Here is a 17,475-nt window from a genome sequence, read left to right on the forward strand (position 1 = left end):
CGGCCTTTTGGAATTGAGGCAGAAAAATTGCTTTAAACATTATTCCATGAATGGACGATCTTTTATTTTGACAGGCAATTAACAGGAGAGGCCGGATGAAAGTCTTAATCAGCGACAATCTGGGACAGGCGGGAATTGATATCTTTGAAAACGAAAGCGGCATCGATGTGGATGTAAAAACCGGCTTGTCCCCTGAACAACTGCAATCGATCATCCCGGACTATGATGCCCTGGTGATCCGAAGCGCCACCAAAGTCACCGAAGATCTGCTGAGCGCTGCAACAAATCTTAAGGTGGTCGGCCGCGCGGGCATCGGGCTGGATAATGTGGATATCCCGGCAGCCACCAAAAAGGGCGTGGTGGTGATGAATACCCCCGGCGGCAATGTGGTGACCACGGCCGAACATACCCTCGCCCTCATGATGAGCCTGACCCGAAACATTCCCCAGGGAACGGCATCGCTTAAAGACGGCCGCTGGGACAAGAAAAAGCTTCAGGGCCGGGAAATCATGAACAAGGCCATGGGGGTCATCGGCTACGGTAAAATCGGCTCTGTGGTGGCGGACCGCGCCCGCGGGCTTAAAATGCGGGTCATGGTTTATGACCCGGTGGTCTCGCCGGAAACCATTGAGAAAAAAGGGTTTGAAGCGGTCACGCTGGACACCCTGTATCAGGAAGCCGACTATATCAGCCTGCATGTCCCCAAAAGCAAAAACACCACGGGCATGATCGATGCAGCGGCATTTGAAAAAATGAAGTCCGGGGTGATGCTTATTAACTGCGCCCGCGGCGGGATTGTGGACGAGGCCGCCTTAAAGGACGCGCTGGAGTCCGGCAAAGTCGCCGGCGCTGCCCTGGATGTGTTTGAAACCGAACCACCGCCCCCGGATCACCCGCTGCTCGGGTTTGACAATGTGGTGGTCACGCCCCATCTCGGCGCCTCGACCATTGAGGCCCAGACCAATGTGGCGGTGGCCGTGGCCCAGCAGATTATTGAATACCTGAAAAACAACAACATCCTCAATGCGGTGAATGTTCCGTCGATTCCGGGCAAGCTCCTGGAAAGACTCCAGCCCTTCCTCTACCTCGCCGACCGCATGGGCTGCATGGTGGCCCAGTTCACCAGCGGACAGCTAAAAGAGGTCCGGGTGGACTACACCGGGGATTTCAAAGATCTGGACATGTCGCCGGTGACCACCGGATTTTTAAAAGGGCTCCTGGATCCCATGGTGCCGGATGAGGTAAATGCTATCAATGCGCCCATGCTGGCCAAAGAAAAGGGGATCAAGGTATCGGAAACCAGCACCGCCGAGTCTCATGAGTTTACCAACCTGATCTCTGCGGAGGTGGTGACCACAGCCGAGACCTATCGGGTGGCCGGCACGGTATTCGGCAAATTGGATTCCCGGATTGTGCTGATCAATGATTTCCGGATTGAAATCGTGCCCCAGGGTAATCTGGCGTTGATCCACAATATCGACGAGCCCGGGGCCATCGGCAGCATCGGCAACACCCTGGGTGAAAACGGCGTCAACATATCCCGGATGCAGGTCGGCCGGGAGGCCAACGGGGAAAACAACATCATCCTGATCCGAACCGATACCCCGATCAATGCCTCGGTGATCGAAAAAATCCAGGCATTGCCAAAGGTCAAAAATATTCGCGTATTTGAATTATAATGATTCATGAGGTACATTATGTCAGAAGAACAGCGTCCGGACAAAAATTCCGCCGAGGACAAAAATTCCGCCGGTGGCGCCTCGATTGAATTGCCTCAGATTAATTTCTCCACTTTTATACTTTCGCTAAATTCCTCTGCCCTGGTCCATCTCGGACTGGAAACGGATCCGTCCACCGGCAGCCGGATGGCCAACCTGCCGCTGGCCAAACAGACCATTGATATTCTGGCCATGCTGGCGGAAAAGACCAGCGGGAATCTGACCCATGATGAACAGCGCCTCTTGACAAACATCGTTTACGAATTACGTCTTATGTATGTGAAACAAAAAGAGGCATCGACGTCTTAAAAGGAGAACAAATTTATGACAAAGTTTACATTTCCAACCGGATCGTTAATTAAGGCCATATTCGGCGTCCTGATCATTACCGGTTTGATGATGATGGGCTCGAGCCCGTATGTGACGTCAGCCGCCGGGGCCAAACCCGGCAAGGCCGGACTTGTTCCGGAAAGTTTTACCGAACTGGCCGAGAATGCGAGCCCGGCAGTGGTTAATATCCGGACGGTTAAAACCATTGAAGGCGGCGGCCGGGTGTTCCGCCATTTCTTCCAGGGCCCCCGCGGCCGCGGGGATATGTTTGATGAGTTCTTTAAAAAATTCTTCGACGAGGACCCCCGGGAATTCAAGCAGAAAAGCCTGGGCTCCGGCTTTATCCTTGACAAAAGCGGCTATATCGTCACCAACCATCATGTAATCAAGGATGCCGAGGAAATCCAGGTCAAACTCAAAAACGGCAATGAATATGATGCGGAAATCAAAGGGGCGGACTCTTCGACCGATCTCGCCCTGATCAAAATTAAGGCGGAGGAAGAACTGCCGACCCTTAAGCTCGGAAGCTCCGAAAACCTCAAAATCGGACAATGGATCATTGCCATCGGCAACCCCTTCGGCCTTGAGCACACCGTCACCGCCGGCATTGTCAGCGCCAAGGGACGCGTTATCGGGGCCGGCCCCTATGATGACTTTATTCAGACCGATGCCTCCATTAACCCGGGCAACTCCGGCGGCCCCCTGATCAACATGGACGGGGAAGTGGTGGGCATCAGCACCGCCATTGTGGCCGGCGGGGACGGCATCGGATTTGCGATCCCCATTTCAATGGCCAAGGACATCGTCAGCCAGCTCAAAAAAACCGGAGAAGTTACCCGGGGATGGCTGGGCGTCGGGATTCAGGACCTCGATTCCGAACTCAAGGAGTATTATAACGTCGATGAAGGTGTTCTGGTCACCCAGGTATTTCCCGGCGACCCGGCTGACAAGGCGGGCATTAAACCCCGGGATGTCATTCTTTCCGTAAACGGCCAATCCGTGGATTCTGCCAGGGAATTGTCCAAAGTGGTGGCTGATCTTTCTGTGGGCGAAGCAGCCAAAATCAAGATTAACCGCAAAGGCGACATCAAAACGATTAAGGTCGACATCGCCAAGCGGGATGAGGACAAAATTGCCGCCTCCATGCAGGGCGAGCCTTACGGAAAAGCCGAGGACGAGCTGGGCATCGAGGTCTCCAATATTTCCCCGAATATGGCGGAACGATTCAACCTGGACAGCCGGGCCGGGGTCATCGTGGTCAACGTGGCCGCAGACAGCAAAGCCGGGCAAGCCGGTATCCGCAAAGGCGATATTATTAAAGAGATAAATCATCAGCCGGTTGAATCGGTTTCGGATTATGAGGCCATAGTCGAAGAAGTGGCAAAAGGCGAGACCTTACAGTTCTATATCAAGCGCGCCCAGCGCGGCTATATCGTGATCAAAATGGCCAAATAAAAATTGTTTCAACGCTACGGTATAGGCCCCCATGGAGATCAAATCCTTTGCAAAGGTGAACCTATACCTTGAAATAACCGGAAAACGACCGGACGGGTATCATGAACTGATCACAGTCATGTGCCTGATTGATCTGCATGATACCCTCCGGATCGAATTTCAACCCCCCGTCACCCGACTTAGCTGCAATCATGCGGATGTGCCGTCAGATGAGGCCAACCTCGTCTTAAAAGCCGCCCGGACATTTTTTCAGGCCATCGGCCGAACCGACGCCCTTACCGTTTCTATCGATAAGAAAATCCCCGTGGGCGCCGGATTAGGCGGCGGCAGCAGCAATGCGGCCGCCATGTTAACGGCCCTAAATAATCACTATCAACAACCACTGGATAAGGCGGCGCTAATGACTCTGGCCGGCCGCATCGGGGCGGATGTGCCCTTTTTCATTTATGGCCGACCGGCACTGGCCATGGGCATCGGGGAGGATTTAACCCCGTTTGATAATTTATCCGAAAGCCCGGTCGTCCTGATCTATCCGGGCAAACCGCTTTCAACCGGTGAGGTGTATCAAAGGTTGAATTTTGGATTGACAAAATCCAAAAAAATCAATACACAAATTATTTTTAGGCATATCCGGAAAAAGGAAATTCCGGCGCTCCTTCACAATGATCTGGAGCCGCCGGCATTTGCCATGAACCCGGAAATCGCCCATGCAAAAACGGTTTTGCTGGGCGAGGGAGCCGCCGGCGCATTGATGTCCGGCAGCGGGTCGTCGGTATTCGGCATTTACCCTAACCCGGAAGATGCCCATAAGGCCTGCGCCGACATTAAGGCCGGGTACGCACATTGGGATGTCTTTCTTACGAAGCTGCGGACCGGCTGAAATGCCAATTTATCACAAACGGGCTTGCTGGGGCGTCGTCAAGCGGCAAGACACAGGATTTTGGTTCCTGCATTCGGAGGTTCGAATCCTCCCGCCCCAGCCAAATCAGAGGACAGGCAATCGAGAAAATGACAGTGGAAAACGATTACATTATATTTGCCGGAAACTCCAATCCGTTACTTTCCAAAGCCATTGCCAAATATCTGAACCGCACCCTTGGCGGAGCCGAGGTCAAACGCTTCAGCGACGGGGAGATTCAGATTGAGATCAATGAAAATGTCCGGGCCAAGGATGTCTTTGTCATTCAATCCACCAGCACCCCGGTCAATGACAACCTGGTTGAACTGCTGCTGATGATTGACGCGCTCAAACGCTCCTCGGCCAGGCGAATCACCGCAGTCATTCCCTATTTCGGCTACGCCCGCCAGGACAAAAAGGTCGCGCCCCGGGTGCCGATCAGCGCCAAGCTGGTGGCGGATTTACTCACTACCGCCGGGGCGAACCGGATTATTACCATGGATCTGCATGCCGGCCAGATTCAGGGCTTTTTCAACACCCCGGTGGACAACCTCTTTGCCGCGCCGGTGCTGATTGATTACATGAACAACCATTTTCAAGACGATATGGTGATTATATCGCCGGACGCTGGCGGCGTGGAACGGGCCAGAGCCTTTGCCAAACGGCTTGAAGCCGAACTGGCCATTATCGACAAGCGCCGGGATGCCCCGAACAAGGCCAAAGCCATGGCGGTGATCGGCCATGTGGAAGGCAAAAAGGCCATCATTTTAGACGATATGGTGGATACCGCGGGCACCCTGACTGAGGCCGCCAATGCCGTCAAAGAATTCGGGGCGTGCGAAGTCCATGCCTGCTGTACTCACGCGGTGCTCTCAGGGCCGGCGATTGATCGGATCAATGAATGCGCGCTTTCCTCGGTGGTGGTGACGGATACCATCGCGCGCTCGGATCAGGGGATTGCCTGCGATAAGATTAAAGTCCTCTCCATTGCCAACCTTTTCGGAGAGGCCATCATCCGCAGTCATACCGGCGACTCTGTCACATCCCTGTTTGTTTAAGACGAATAACTTTTAATGGAGGCGATAAATATTGGATCGACATCAAATAACCGCAAAACGACGTGAAAAAACCGGGAAAGGCATTGCCCGGACCCTTCGCCGGGAGGGTAACATACCGGCCGTGCTGTATGGGGCAAACATTGACAACAGCGTGCCTTTATCCGTGAACATCCATGAAATGGAAGTTCTGCTGAATAAAGTCAGCCCTAGCCAGGCCCTGCTGGATCTTAATATCGAAAACGGCAGCCGGGACAAAAAGACGGTCATGATCAAAGAGCTGCAGATCGACCCGGTTAAGTTCAAGTACCTGCACCTCGACTTTTATGAGGTCAAAATGGACCAGCAAATCACCACCACGGTGCCGGTGGTGACCACAGGGACCTCAAAGGGAGTTGAAGAAGGCGGCATCGTACAGATCATCCGCCGTGAACTCGAAGTCTCCTGTCTGCCCGGTGATATCCCTGAACAGGTGGAAATCGACATCACCGATCTGGATGTGGGGGACTCGGTTCATGTGGAAGATATCGACCTGGGCGAAAAAATTGAAATCCCCTATGATACGAACTTCACCATCCTGACCGTGGTCAGCCCGGCCATGGAACGTGAGGAAGAGCCCGAGGCCGAGGGTGAAGAACTTGAAGAAGGCGAAGAAGGTGAAGCAGGTGAAGCGGAAGCCGGCGGCGAAGTTGAAGAGGAATAGCCACTTGCCGGCTTTTTTTGCGGACGCCGGTTACTTTTTCGGAAAATGACACCCATTCGCCCATGGTTAATCGCCGGCCTGGGCAATCCCGGCCGAAAATATGGGTGGTCCCGCCACAATGCGGGGTTCATGGTCATTGATCATTTGGCCGGGGCCAACCATGTGGCGTTGAGCCGGCAAAAAAAATTTGACGCGGAATACGGCCGTGGAAAAATCGGCCCAATGGAGGTCATCCTGTTAAAGCCCATGGCGTATATGAACCGCAGCGGACTGCCAATAAGCCGGACCGCCAATTTTTTTCAAATAGATTTGGGTCATCTGCTGGTGATCCATGATGATATTGATATGGGTTACGGAAACATTAAAATCAAAGCGAAAGGAGGGCATGGAGGACATAATGGCTTAAGGTCTATCATCGATGCCGTTGGAAGCGGGGATTTTCCCCGGATGAAAATCGGTATCGGCCGCCCCGAGGGACCGGTGGACGTCAGTGACTATGTCCTCGGAAACTTTACCGCTCAAGAACGGCGGGGGCTTGAACCGATACTGGATAAAGCAGCGGAAGCTGTGAGGACAATTCTAATGTATGACGTCAACGAAGGTATGAACCGCTTCAATTAACGTTTAACTTTGTTTTATTTATTAACTAATTAGTTAAGGGAGGGTTAACATGGAATGGATATTGAGTAATATTCCGCTAACTTGCACAATCGTCGGAGTTATTGGCATTCTTTATTCGCTGATTGTGGCGGGCGCGATCAAAGGCGCCCCCACCGGTGATGCCAAGATGGGCGAAATCGCCAGCGCCATTCAGGAAGGCTCGGTTGCCTACCTGAACCGGCAGCTCAAAAGCATGGCGATTGTTGGTATTGTTATTTTTATTGTTATTTTCTTCGGCCTGGGCGCCAAAACCGGTGTTGGTTTTTTGGTGGGCGCGGTGGCCTCATTTTTAGCCGGCTATATCGGCATGCGGGTATCGGTTCTGGCAAATGTCCGGGTGGCCGAGGCCTGCAAAACCGGACTGGCCGCAGGCCTCAGCCTGGCCTTCAAGGGCGGCTCTGTGACCGGCATGCTGGTGGCAGGCCTGGCGCTGACCTCGATTGCCGGTTTTTTCACCTATATGACCGCTGCCATGCCCCCTGACACAGCCCTGGTCGACCTGGTCGTACCCCTGGTTGCCCTGGGTTTCGGCGGCAGCCTGGTCTCCATCTTTGCCCGTCTCGGCGGCGGTATCTTCACCAAGGGTGCGGATGTTGGCGCTGATCTGGTGGGCAAGGTCGAAGCCGGCATTCCCGAAGACGACCCCCGGAACCCGGCCACCATCGCTGACAACGTGGGCGACAACGTGGGCGACTGCGCCGGTATGGCCGCAGACCTTTTTGAAACCTACGCGGTTACCGTTGTGGCCGCTATGCTGCTGGGTGCGCTGCTTTTCTCAGACAACGTCATGGCGGTTCATTTCCCGCTGGTCCTGGGCGCGGTCTCCATTATCGCCTCCATTATCGCCACCTTCTTTGTCCGCCTGGGCAAGAGCGAATACATCATGGGCGCGCTTTATAAGGGAATGTTCGGGGCCGCCATTCTGGCTGCCATCGCGTTCTACTTTGTCACCACCCGACTGTTGACTGACATGAACGGCATCCCGGCCATTAACCTGTACTATTCCGCGCTGGTCGGCCTGGCACTGACCGTTATCATCGTTATTATCACCGAATACTATACGGGTACATACAAACCGGTTAAGGGCATTGCGGAAGCTTCAACCACCGGCCACGGCACCAACATCATTGCCGGCCTGGCGGTCAGCCTGCAGTCCACCGCAGCACCGGTTCTGACCATCTGCCTGGCTATCGGCATCTCCTATGGATTCGCCGGCCTATACGGCATCGCGATCGCCACCGTGGCCATGCTCTCCATGACCGGTATGGTTATCGCCATTGATGCCTATGGCCCGATCACGGATAACGCCGGCGGCATTGCCGAAATGGCCGGGCTCGATGACAGCGTGCGCGCGGTCACCGACCCCTTGGACGCGGTGGGCAACACCACCAAGGCCGTGACCAAAGGCTATGCTATCGGATCTGCCGGACTGGCGGCCCTGGTGCTGTTTGCCGCCTACACCCAGGAGTTTGTCCTGCGTGCCAAGCATGCGGCGGAAATCTCCGGTGAAGCGGTACAAAATATCGCTTTTGATTTAAGCGATGTGAACGTGATCATCGGCCTGTTCATCGGCGGTCTGCTGCCGTTCCTGTTTGCCTCCATGGCCATGCAGGCGGTGGGACGCGCCGGCAGCGCGGTGGTTGACGAAGTTCGCCGCCAGTTCCGGGAAATCCCGGGCATTATGGAAGGCACTTCCAAACCGGATTATAGCAACTGCGTGGACATTGTGACCAAGCACGCATTGAAGGAAATGATGATTCCCGCGCTGCTGCCGGTTGTGGCCCCGCTCCTGGTCGGCTTCCTGCTGGGCAAAGTGGCGCTGGGCGGTCTTCTGATCGGCTCCATCGTCACCGGGATCTTTGTGGCTATCTCCATGACTACCGGTGGTGCGGCATGGGACAATGCCAAGAAATACATCGAAGATGGCTTCTTCGGCGGCAAGGGCAGTGATGCCCATAAGGCCGCGGTCACCGGTGACACCGTCGGCGACCCGTACAAAGATACCGCCGGTCCGGCCATTAACCCGATGATCAAGATCCTGAATGTTGTGGCCCTGCTGATGGTGCCCTTCCTTCTGTAATTGATTCTTCGGGTCCCTGGACCCTGTATAAATGCTGAAAAAGGGATTGGCGAAGGTTTTTCGTCAATCCCTTTTTTTGTTGAATGCCTGCCTGAAAAATGGTATATATATTTTTTATGTTCCAGAATGATAAAATATTAAATATATATTGGTGATATTATGGCGAAAAAAGCGGAAGTACAAAAAGAAACGTTTAAATCAAAATCTTTTCAAGTGGGGGATCTGGCGGTATATCCGGCCCATGGCGTCGGCCGGATCGAATCCATCGAGAGCCGAACCATCAACGGGGCCAAACATGATTTCTACATCATGAAGATCCTGGATAATGGCATGGTGATCATGATCCCGACCATGAATGTCGATTCCGTCGGACTCCGGGAAGTCATTCCGGAAGACAAAATCCATGAAATCTATTCGATTCTGCAGCAGAAAAAGGATGACATCTTTGACAACCAGACATGGAACCGTCGCTACAAAGAGTACATGGACAAAATCAAGACCGGTTCGCTCTATGACGTGGCCGAAGTCTTCAGGGACTTGTTTTTGTTAAAATTGATCAAGGACCTCTCGTTTGGGGAGCGCAAACTGCTGGATACGGCCAAGGGCCTGCTTTTGCGGGAACTCTGCACAGCCAAAAACAGCGATGAAAATATTGTTTGGGATGAAATCGAGTCTTTGTTTAAAGCAGTGCACTAACTTTCTTTGACCCCTTTTATGGCCAAGTCATGGTCAATTGATTTTACCATCACCTTATCGGAAGTCGGCATTCGCCTGGATACGCTTATTTCCGACAGACACCCTGAACTTTCCCGAAATGCCGTCAGCCGGCTGATCCGGGAAGGCGCCATCCAGGTCAATAACCAGCCGCGCAAACCGGCTTTTAAACCGGCTTCAGGCGATCATGTGACCGGAATGATCCCGGTAGTCCCTGACCCAGCCGCCGAAATCCTGCTGCCGGAAGCCATTTCCTTAGATATTCTTTTTGAAGATGCCGCCTGCCTCGCCCTTAATAAGCCCCCGGGCGTAGTCGTCCATCCGGCTCCCGGCCATTACCGGCAGACACTTGCCAATGCGCTCATCCACTATCGGCCGGAACTTGCCGGCATCGGGGACACTCCCGGCCGGCCGGGCATTGTGCACAGGCTGGATAAAGACACCTCCGGCATCCTCATTGTCGCCAAAACAAAGAGCGCATTTCGCCACCTCGCCGCCCAGTTTAAGGCGCGCAGCATTGAAAAAAAATATCTCGGTTTGGTCTACGGGCAACCGGAAACCGAGGCCGGGCGCATTGATCTGCCCATCGGGCGGCACACAGTAAACCGGAAAAAGATGTCTGCTACCCGATACAGCCGGGCCCGATCCGCGGAAACCAGCTGGCGGGTCAAAACCCGCTTTGAACGGACAGCGCTTATGGAATACGTCATAAAGACCGGGCGAACCCATCAGATCCGGGTTCATAGCGCGGCGATCAAATGCCCGATCATCGGGGATGCGGTTTACGGAATAAAACGGCCGCATAAATTTCTGCAGGGAGATCCAATGCTAAGACAGGTAATCGCCGGGGTTCACCGCCAGATGCTCCATGCATGGCAGATGACGTTTGCGCATCCGGATACCGGCGCGCCGGTTTTTATCGAGGCGCCTCTGGCACCGGACATGGCCTGGGCGATTCGGCAGCTGCACGCTATTGCCATTTAGGTCCGGGTGACAGCCAATTCAATGATCTACCCTGATACAGAGGCGATGTCACTTACTTTAACCCTTCCGCTTGAGTTCAAGGGTACATTTCTTCTTGTTTTTATCAAAGGTCAGGACGATATCCTGGTCATCGCCCTTGCTTCGCGATAGTTCCTGGTAGCGGTTTTTAATCCGTTTTTCAAATTCCGCTTCAGACTCCTGGATGCCGGCGCCCAGTTCATTTAGCTTCTGCTGCTGAAGTTCATAGTAGGAATGCAGGGAAGATCGGGATGATTTGCCGGATTCAGCCGCATGGGCCGGCTCCCCGGGTGTGGTGCTGCCAAATGCCCGGCCCTGACGATAGGCGGCCTCCGCGTTTTCCCACAGCTGCTGCCAGGCCTTTCTATGATAAAAGACCTTCCACTGCAGATTATCCAGCAGGGTTTCCAGGTGCTTGGTTGAAATCGCCGGCGGAATCCGGTAGAGCTGAATTTTCTCGACCAAATCATGATGGCGCGGATGGGGCTTGTTCTGACGATCCGCCAGATAGGCCCGAAGTTTCGCGTCCATGGCATGCACCTCGCGGTCCAGTCGACTGAGCTCATTTTCCACTTTTTTCCGCTCTTGTTCGGTTGATTCGGCCATAGATCATACCTCTAGGCGGCCTGATGATCCGGATTATAGCAGAGACGGCAGCAGTTCAAACACCGGCCGGCTTCGGACAGCGCATTCGCCTCGCTGATGACCAGATCCACTTCTTCAAAAGTTTTAATCCGCTCAGCCACCGGCAGTTCCTGCATTTCCACCCGCTTTGACTTTTCCACCCCGGGAACCGAATCAAAAAGCGTCTCTTGGATATGCTTATTCAAAATCGCCTTAGGCTGAGGCGCCACCGGCTTGCCCCTTAGAAACAGGTCGATGGAGCGGGCGGCTTTCCGGCCGCCGCCGATGGCATCCACCACCAGCGCCGGCCCGGTGGCGGCATCGCCGGCAGCGAAAATATACGGGACATTGGTCTGATGGGTGGCCGGATCCACCTCAAAGGTATTCCACCGGGTCCAGGAAATATCATCCAGCCGGTCCCCTTTCCCCCGGAATTCGGCTGAGGGGGACTGCCCAATGGCGGTAATGATCATATCCACATCCAAAACCGTCTCTGAGCCTTCAATGGCGACCGGCCGGCGCCGGCCGCTGGCATCCGGCTCTCCCAGCTCCATTTTCAAATATTCAAGGCCGGTTACCCGTTCTTCATCATCATCACCCACCACCCGGTTGGGCGAGGCCAGAAAGACAAACTCGATCCCCTCTTCTTCCGCTGCGACAATCTCAACCTCATTGGCCGGCATTTCATTTCTTGTCCGCCGGTACACCAGGTAAACCTTTTCACATCCCGCGCGCACAAGGGTGCGCACACAATCGATGGCGGTATTGCCCCCGCCGATGACTGCGGCCCGCTTACCAATCGGAACCGGCTCATCGTTTCCGATACGGGCAAGAAAATCAATGCCGGTATAACAGCCGGCCAAATTCTCGCCGGGGATATTCAGCTGATAATCGTTCCAAGCGCCGATGCTGAAGAATACGGCGTCAAACCCGGCCGCAATCAGGGCGCCGAATTCAAAATCCCGCCCCAGGCGGACATTGGTATGGTATTCCACGCCCAGATTCAGGATGCCGTCAATCTCCCAATCAAGCACTTTTTTGGGCAGCCGGTACTCCGGGATGCCGTATCGCAGCATACCGCCCATCTTGGGCATGGCCTCAAAAATGCTGGCGTAATGGCCGGCCCTGCGCAGGAAGTAGGCGCAGCTCAACCCGGCCGGCCCGCCGCCGATAACCGCCACCCGTTTTCCGGTATCCGGGGCCTTATCAATGGGAATCCGCTTGCCGGAGTTCATTTCATAATCGGCGGCAAACCGCTTCAAATGGTTAATGGCCACCGGATTGTCTTCAATCCCGCGGCGGCACCAGGATTCACAGGGATGCGGACATACCCGGCCGCAGGCCAAAAGCAGGGGGTTTCGCTCACGGATGGTATTGACCGCCGCTTCATATTCGCCGTTTTTAATATGCTGAATGTATAGGGGAATATCGATTTCAGCAGGGCAGGTCTGGGTGCAGGGGGCAAGCGCATCATCTGCGGCATTTAAATGCAGCAGCCGCTGGCTCATGGTGCGCACTTCCAGAATCGGCTTCGGGCAGACCCTCTCACAGGCGCCGCAGCCCACGCATTTTTCCTTGTCCACGACCGGATAGCCGTTTTTTTCGCCCATATGAATCGCATCAAATTTGCAGGCCCGAATGCAGTCGCCAAACCCGAGGCACCCTATGCTGCAGTCCCGTTTGCCCCCATACATGGCTGCCACGGCCCTGCAGCGGTTTAGGCCGTCATAATAGAACCGGTCGGTGGCCCGAGCTCCGCCGTCACAATCATTAAAGGATTTCAAGGGTTCGGCGGACCCGGCCTCAAGGCCCATAGTTGATGCAATTTCGTAAATATTTTCCGAGCTCGTCAGCATACATACCGTAGGCGGGGCTTCGCCGTTGACAATCGCCTCTGCCGCCGCGGAGCATCCGGTATACCCGCACCCCCCGCAGTTAGCCCCGGCCAAAAGATTCTCGACCTTGGCAATTCGGGGGTCTTCATAGACATAAAAAATACGGGAAGCAAAGCTTAATGCCAGCCCGATGATTAAACCGAGTCCCAGGGTAAAAAGAACGGATTCAAGCACAACTTACCTCTTTATATTTAGAAACATTGAAGTCTGATCTTAACAGAATCTTAATTAGTAATTATTCAAAATAACCCGGTCAGGATAGTAGCGGCCCGTTACACCATTCCCTTGAAGGCAAAAAAGGCCAGGGAAATGATACCCGCTGTCACCAATCCAATAGAGGTATCCTGCAAAGGTTTGGGCACCCTTCCCAGCATAACGCGCTCTCGCACGCCGGCAAACAGGATCAGCGCCAGCCCGAAGCCAATGGCATAGGCAATTGCGGAAATAAGGGCTTGTACAAATGTATTTTCCTCCTGAATATTGATGAGACAAACGCCCATAACCGAACAATTGGTGGTGATCAATGGCAGAAATATGCCAAGGCCGGCATAAAGGGCGGGAATGCTTTTTTTGAGAAACATCTCCACAAACTGGACAAGTGAGGCAATGACCAGAATAAATGCAATGGTGCGTAAAAATTCAATACCAAGGGTGACCAGAAAATAGGTGTTGATAATCCAGGTGATGACCGCTGCCAGCACCATTACAAATATCACCGCCATGGCCATGCCTGCCGCTGTCTCCATTTTTTTGGAGGTCCCCATAAAGGGGCAGACGCCCAGATACTGAGCCAGCAGGATGTTGTTGATAAAGATACAACTGATAATCAGAACAAAAATATCGCCCATAACCTCGACTCCTGTTTGTACTTATGCAACCGGTTTATCGACTGCCGGCAAGATTCATCAAGCAGAGCAACAGGCCTAAGCAGACAAACGCCCCCGGCGCCTCGACCATAAAGGTAAAGGGTTCAAAGGACGATCCAAAAACCTGCATACCGTAAAAGGTTCCCTCGCCCAGGACTTCCCGGACCGCTCCCAGAACGCCCAGAGACAGGGTGAAGCCAACGCCGATGCCAAGGCCGTCTGCGATGGCGTACACCGGCTTATTCTTTGAGGCAAATGCCTCGGACCGGCCGAGCACGATGCAGTTGACAACGATCAGGGGAATAAAGATTCCCAGCTGAAGATAGAGCGGATAGGCAAAGGCCTGCATCAAGAGTTCGACGACAGTTACAAAGGTCGCAATAATAATGATAAAACAGGCAATGCGTATCTTTGAGGGAATAACATCCCGCAGGAGTGAAACCAGTAAATTAGAAAAAACCAGCACAAATGTGGTAGCTATTCCCATTCCTATGCCGTTTTGAACGGATTTGGTGACCGCCAGCGTCGGGCACAGCCCGAGCACCAGTCGAAACGGCGGGATCTCTTCCCATAAGCCTTTGGTAAATTCCTGAGCCAGTGTTTTTGCCATAATTTTTGCTTTCCTTTATCCGGAAAAAGTTGACAGCTTTTCTGAAATTTTCGGCTTCACCCTCTCAAAAAGCTCCCCCGCCCGGCTAACCGCCTTGCATACCGCACGGGAAGTAACGGTGGCGCCGGATAAGGCCGTGATATTGCCGCCGTCCGGTTTGACCTTGGGTTGAGACCCAATGGGCACGCCCTGGAACTGGCTTTTGAAATCCTCATCCGTTTCCACCCGAGCCCCGAGACCCGGCGTCTCATTATGCGTGGTGACGCTGACCCCGCGTATTTTTCCGGTTTCAACATTTACGGCCACCATAACACCCACATCGCCGCCATAACCGCTGCCCTTGGTCTCAAACGCCACAACTTTGGGCTCGCCGTCAAATACCCCCACGAAAAAGTTTTTTTTCGTATCATCGATTTGGATCGCGAATCGATCCGCAATGGGGTTATTAGCGGCACCTTCCATTATTCTTTGAATGGCCGGGCCCTTTACAAACTTCAGCACCTGACTGTCGATCCGGTCCTGCGTATTATTGCGGATGGCCGCCAGCAGGCCGCCGGATAAACTGCTGAGCAACGTCAGCACGATGACCATTTTTACCATTTCACGCATAATTGATCACCTTTCGGGAGGTCTTGGGTCTGATTTTATCGATTAATGGATTGGCCAGGTTGATGACCAGGATGGCAAAAATTACCCCGTCAACATGGGTACCGATATTGCGGATCAGCACCGTCAAAAACCCGCCAAGCGCTCCATAAATCAACATGGGAATAAAATTGACCGGTGAGGAGGAATCCTCGGTGGCCAGGAAAAAAGCCCCGAACAGGGAATAGCCCGTCAGCAGATGAAAGCTGCCGCTGGCATAGACATCCGGATTGGCCTGATGGAAGCAAAAAGCGGTGACAAACATCCCGGCAATAAATGAAATGGCAATTTCCCAGCGGATATAGCCCCGCAGCATCAGATAGATGCCGGCGATAACAAGGCCCAGCCCAAAGGAGGTGCCGATGCCGCCGACCTGGCGGCCGAGCAGCAGATCAGCGTTACTGAATCCGTCCACAGCCCCGGCGCCAAAAGATTTAACCAGAACCAGCGGATAGATTGGGTTGAAGTCAAACTGATAATTGACCAGCGCCTCGTTAAAATCAAAATAGCCGCCCCAGGACAGCATCAGCACGGCCGCGGCCAGCACAGCGGGATGAAAGGGGTTGCCGCCAAGGCCGCCGTATATCTGCTTGCCGATGACAATGGTAAAAAAGGTCCCCACAATTACAACCCACCAGGGGGTGGTGGCCGGCAGCATCATGGCAAACAGCATCCCCAAAAGCGCGGCGTTTCCATCACCGATTGAAACGGGCCGGCGGGTCAAATAGTTCATGGCCAGCTCCCATAACATGGCCGAGGAAATCGATAAGGCCACCACGGACAAGGCAGGGAGGCCGTATTGCAAGAGGCCGGGAATCACTGCCAGGAGGGTGACTGCCAGAATATTATAATTCTTAACGGAAATCTGACTGCCATTATGCCAGAACGGGGCATGGGAAACGGTCAGTTTGATGGACTCAGCCATGGCTTTCCTCCGCTTTCATCTGCTCCAACGTATGTTTGGCCAGTTTAATGTGTTGAAAAATGGGAATCCGGGTTTCACAGACAAACGCACACAGGCCGCATTCAATGCACGCATCCAGATCGGCCTGCGCTGCTGCCGCCTCATACTGTTCGGCTTCCAGCAGCCGGACTAAAATGTTGACCGGAATGTTGACCGGACAGACGCGGACGCATTCCCCGCAGTTAATGCAGGCCACATCGGCTGTCTCGGGGATCAAAGCCCCGTCCTGAACCATGATCGTATCCGTATCCGCCTGAACCGGATGCGCCGTTGAATAGACCGCAACCCCGGTCATAGGGCCGCCGAAAATGATCCGGTCGCCTTCCCGGACCGATTCGTTAAAGGTCTCCAGGACATCCTTGAGCGGGGTGCCGATGGGCGCGGACACCAGACGTTTAGTCCCGTTTTTGGGAATAAATGTGAACAGTTTCTCCATGGGCAGCTCGCCCGTGTTAAACGCCGCACCGATGGCGGCTACCGCCTCCGCCGAAAAAAACGCCGCATCCGCCTGGGGGGCCGCATCCCCGCCTTTTAACTCACCAGCCAGCATATGTCTTATGATCAGTTCGGGGTTGGCGGCCGGGTATTCCGAATCCACGGTTTTCACCCCTGCTCCGGCGGCGCCGGCCACCTGCACCAAATGTTCGGGGGCGGCCAGGATAACATTCTGGATGCCGGTCATTTTGCGCAGAATATCAATGCCGGTTTTTATGGATTCAATGCGGGTTTTGACAAAATACTGGTTGGTAATTGAAGGCAGATCCTGATCCGTGCCCAGCACCACAATGGCCTTGATTCGCCGGTCAGGATCAAAAAATGGGGAAAAATCCGGTTTTCCGGGAAGTCCATGCAGAAACCGGGTCGCATTCTCAAGTGTGGGCATTTTGCTGATTTGCTTGAATTCATCATCGGCCACCTGATGCGCCTCTGAATCCACAGTAATCGATACGGCGGCCATCTCTGCCTGCATCATGCCCAAAAAAGGCGTTATTTCGGAGACTTGGCCGGAAAGACTGGCCAGGGCATAGTCTTCGGCCGTCTGGGTGACCTGGATGCGCTGGCCGGCTTTCACCTGTTCCCCGACAGAGAGCATCAAATCCTGTGCCCTTTCAAGCGGTGTGTCCAGAAGCAGCTGGATTTCCCTGGATGCCGGCACGGCGGCCGGTTCAGCTGCTGCATCCGTAATGGCCGAATATGTCAGTTTCGGTTTAATAAAGCCAAAAAACGATCTTTTCATGGATTACCCTTTAACCGTG

General features: G+C 53.9%; 17 protein-coding genes and 1 tRNA gene. 11 read left to right on the forward strand and 7 right to left on the reverse strand.

What is annotated here, in order from left to right:
* Window positions 1-95: 95 nt before the first annotated feature.
* The 11 genes from serA (at window position 96) to U5L07_03845 (ending at window position 10,597) form a co-directional block, all read left to right on the forward strand.
* The gene (gene serA, locus U5L07_03795; protein ID MDZ7830854.1) at window positions 96-1,679 is read left to right on the forward strand and encodes a phosphoglycerate dehydrogenase; all 1,584 of its coding nucleotides are present in this window, start codon (window positions 96-98) and stop codon (window positions 1,677-1,679) included.
* A gap of 18 nt (window positions 1,680-1,697) precedes the next feature.
* The gene (locus U5L07_03800) at window positions 1,698-2,027 is read left to right on the forward strand and encodes a DUF1844 domain-containing protein (protein ID MDZ7830855.1); all 330 of its coding nucleotides are present in this window, start codon (window positions 1,698-1,700) and stop codon (window positions 2,025-2,027) included.
* A gap of 15 nt (window positions 2,028-2,042) precedes the next feature.
* Window positions 2,043-3,503 (forward strand): Do family serine endopeptidase, encoded by a 1,461-nt coding sequence (locus U5L07_03805; GenBank protein ID MDZ7830856.1) that lies wholly within the window; start codon window positions 2,043-2,045, stop codon window positions 3,501-3,503.
* A 31-nt stretch (window positions 3,504-3,534) separates the two neighbouring features.
* Complete coding sequence (gene ispE / locus U5L07_03810) at window positions 3,535-4,383, forward strand: 4-(cytidine 5'-diphospho)-2-C-methyl-D-erythritol kinase (protein MDZ7830857.1); 849 nt, start codon at window positions 3,535-3,537, stop codon at window positions 4,381-4,383.
* Between the two features lie 28 nt (window positions 4,384-4,411).
* A tRNA-Gln gene (locus tag U5L07_03815) sits at window positions 4,412-4,486 on the forward strand.
* A gap of 25 nt (window positions 4,487-4,511) precedes the next feature.
* Window positions 4,512-5,459 (forward strand): ribose-phosphate pyrophosphokinase, encoded by a 948-nt coding sequence (locus U5L07_03820; GenBank protein MDZ7830858.1) that lies wholly within the window; start codon window positions 4,512-4,514, stop codon window positions 5,457-5,459.
* A gap of 31 nt (window positions 5,460-5,490) precedes the next feature.
* Window positions 5,491-6,159, forward strand: coding sequence for a 50S ribosomal protein L25/general stress protein Ctc (locus tag U5L07_03825; protein MDZ7830859.1), 669 nt, complete (start codon window positions 5,491-5,493; stop codon window positions 6,157-6,159).
* Window positions 6,160-6,204: 45 nt separating this feature from the next.
* Window positions 6,205-6,780 carry an aminoacyl-tRNA hydrolase gene (pth, locus tag U5L07_03830; protein MDZ7830860.1) on the forward strand — a complete coding sequence of 192 codons (576 nt, stop codon included), beginning with the start codon at window positions 6,205-6,207 and terminating at the stop codon, window positions 6,778-6,780.
* Between the two features lie 49 nt (window positions 6,781-6,829).
* On the forward strand, window positions 6,830-8,899 hold the full coding sequence (locus U5L07_03835; protein ID MDZ7830861.1) for a sodium-translocating pyrophosphatase: 2,070 nt from the start codon (window positions 6,830-6,832) through the stop codon (window positions 8,897-8,899).
* Between the two features lie 159 nt (window positions 8,900-9,058).
* Window positions 9,059-9,595, forward strand: coding sequence for a CarD family transcriptional regulator (locus U5L07_03840; GenBank protein ID MDZ7830862.1), 537 nt, complete (start codon window positions 9,059-9,061; stop codon window positions 9,593-9,595).
* A gap of 18 nt (window positions 9,596-9,613) precedes the next feature.
* A complete protein-coding gene (locus U5L07_03845; GenBank protein MDZ7830863.1) occupies window positions 9,614-10,597 on the forward strand; it encodes an RluA family pseudouridine synthase in 984 nt (327 codons plus the stop codon).
* A gap of 57 nt (window positions 10,598-10,654) precedes the next feature.
* Here U5L07_03845 and U5L07_03850 read toward each other — a convergent pair whose 3' ends face one another.
* The 7 genes from U5L07_03850 to U5L07_03880 all read right to left on the reverse strand — a co-directional run bounded on the left by U5L07_03850 (window position 10,655) and on the right by U5L07_03880 (window position 17,456).
* The gene (locus tag U5L07_03850) at window positions 10,655-11,221 is read right to left on the reverse strand and encodes a hypothetical protein (protein ID MDZ7830864.1); all 567 of its coding nucleotides are present in this window, start codon (window positions 11,219-11,221) and stop codon (window positions 10,655-10,657) included.
* Between the two features lie 11 nt (window positions 11,222-11,232).
* Window positions 11,233-13,308, reverse strand: coding sequence for an RnfABCDGE type electron transport complex subunit B (locus tag U5L07_03855; GenBank protein ID MDZ7830865.1), 2,076 nt, complete (start codon window positions 13,306-13,308; stop codon window positions 11,233-11,235).
* Window positions 13,309-13,406: 98 nt separating this feature from the next.
* Window positions 13,407-13,982 (reverse strand): RnfABCDGE type electron transport complex subunit A, encoded by a 576-nt coding sequence (locus U5L07_03860; protein MDZ7830866.1) that lies wholly within the window; start codon window positions 13,980-13,982, stop codon window positions 13,407-13,409.
* Window positions 13,983-14,016: 34 nt separating this feature from the next.
* The gene (locus U5L07_03865; GenBank protein MDZ7830867.1) at window positions 14,017-14,610 is read right to left on the reverse strand and encodes an electron transport complex subunit E; all 594 of its coding nucleotides are present in this window, start codon (window positions 14,608-14,610) and stop codon (window positions 14,017-14,019) included.
* 15 nt (window positions 14,611-14,625) lie between these two features.
* Entirely contained in the window at window positions 14,626-15,219 is a 594-nt protein-coding gene (locus tag U5L07_03870) for an RnfABCDGE type electron transport complex subunit G (protein ID MDZ7830868.1), read from the reverse strand.
* Complete coding sequence (locus U5L07_03875; protein MDZ7830869.1) at window positions 15,212-16,180, reverse strand: RnfABCDGE type electron transport complex subunit D; 969 nt, start codon at window positions 16,178-16,180, stop codon at window positions 15,212-15,214. The genes U5L07_03870 and U5L07_03875 overlap by 8 nt, the downstream gene beginning before the upstream one ends.
* Window positions 16,173-17,456 carry a 4Fe-4S dicluster domain-containing protein gene (locus U5L07_03880; protein ID MDZ7830870.1) on the reverse strand — a complete coding sequence of 428 codons (1,284 nt, stop codon included), beginning with the start codon at window positions 17,454-17,456 and terminating at the stop codon, window positions 16,173-16,175. Before U5L07_03880 ends, U5L07_03875 begins: the two co-directional genes overlap by 8 nt.
* Between the last annotated feature and the right edge of the window lie 19 nt (window positions 17,457-17,475).

This window comes from Desulfobacterales bacterium, from assembly GCA_034520365.1.
Classification (GTDB): Bacteria; Desulfobacterota; Desulfobacteria; order Desulfobacterales; family Desulfosalsimonadaceae; genus M55B175.

Coding starts and splice junctions, on each gene's coding strand:
- U5L07_03840 (MDZ7830862.1), top strand. CDS start 9,059: ATGGCGAAAAAAGCGGAAGTACAAAAAGAAACGTTTAAATCAAAATCT.
- U5L07_03845 (MDZ7830863.1), top strand. CDS start 9,614: ATGGCCAAGTCATGGTCAATTGATTTTACCATCACCTTATCGGAAGTC.
- ispE (MDZ7830857.1), top strand. CDS start 3,535: ATGGAGATCAAATCCTTTGCAAAGGTGAACCTATACCTTGAAATAACC.
- U5L07_03860 (MDZ7830866.1), bottom strand. CDS start 13,982: ATGGGCGATATTTTTGTTCTGATTATCAGTTGTATCTTTATCAACAAC.
- U5L07_03880 (MDZ7830870.1), bottom strand. CDS start 17,456: ATGAAAAGATCGTTTTTTGGCTTTATTAAACCGAAACTGACATATTCG.
- pth (MDZ7830860.1), top strand. CDS start 6,205: ATGACACCCATTCGCCCATGGTTAATCGCCGGCCTGGGCAATCCCGGC.
- U5L07_03820 (MDZ7830858.1), top strand. CDS start 4,512: ATGACAGTGGAAAACGATTACATTATATTTGCCGGAAACTCCAATCCG.
- U5L07_03870 (MDZ7830868.1), bottom strand. CDS start 15,219: ATGCGTGAAATGGTAAAAATGGTCATCGTGCTGACGTTGCTCAGCAGT.
- U5L07_03800 (MDZ7830855.1), top strand. CDS start 1,698: ATGTCAGAAGAACAGCGTCCGGACAAAAATTCCGCCGAGGACAAAAAT.
- U5L07_03875 (MDZ7830869.1), bottom strand. CDS start 16,180: ATGGCTGAGTCCATCAAACTGACCGTTTCCCATGCCCCGTTCTGGCAT.
- U5L07_03805 (MDZ7830856.1), top strand. CDS start 2,043: ATGACAAAGTTTACATTTCCAACCGGATCGTTAATTAAGGCCATATTC.
- U5L07_03865 (MDZ7830867.1), bottom strand. CDS start 14,610: ATGGCAAAAACACTGGCTCAGGAATTTACCAAAGGCTTATGGGAAGAG.
- U5L07_03850 (MDZ7830864.1), bottom strand. CDS start 11,221: ATGGCCGAATCAACCGAACAAGAGCGGAAAAAAGTGGAAAATGAGCTC.
- U5L07_03835 (MDZ7830861.1), top strand. CDS start 6,830: ATGGAATGGATATTGAGTAATATTCCGCTAACTTGCACAATCGTCGGA.
- serA (MDZ7830854.1), top strand. CDS start 96: ATGAAAGTCTTAATCAGCGACAATCTGGGACAGGCGGGAATTGATATC.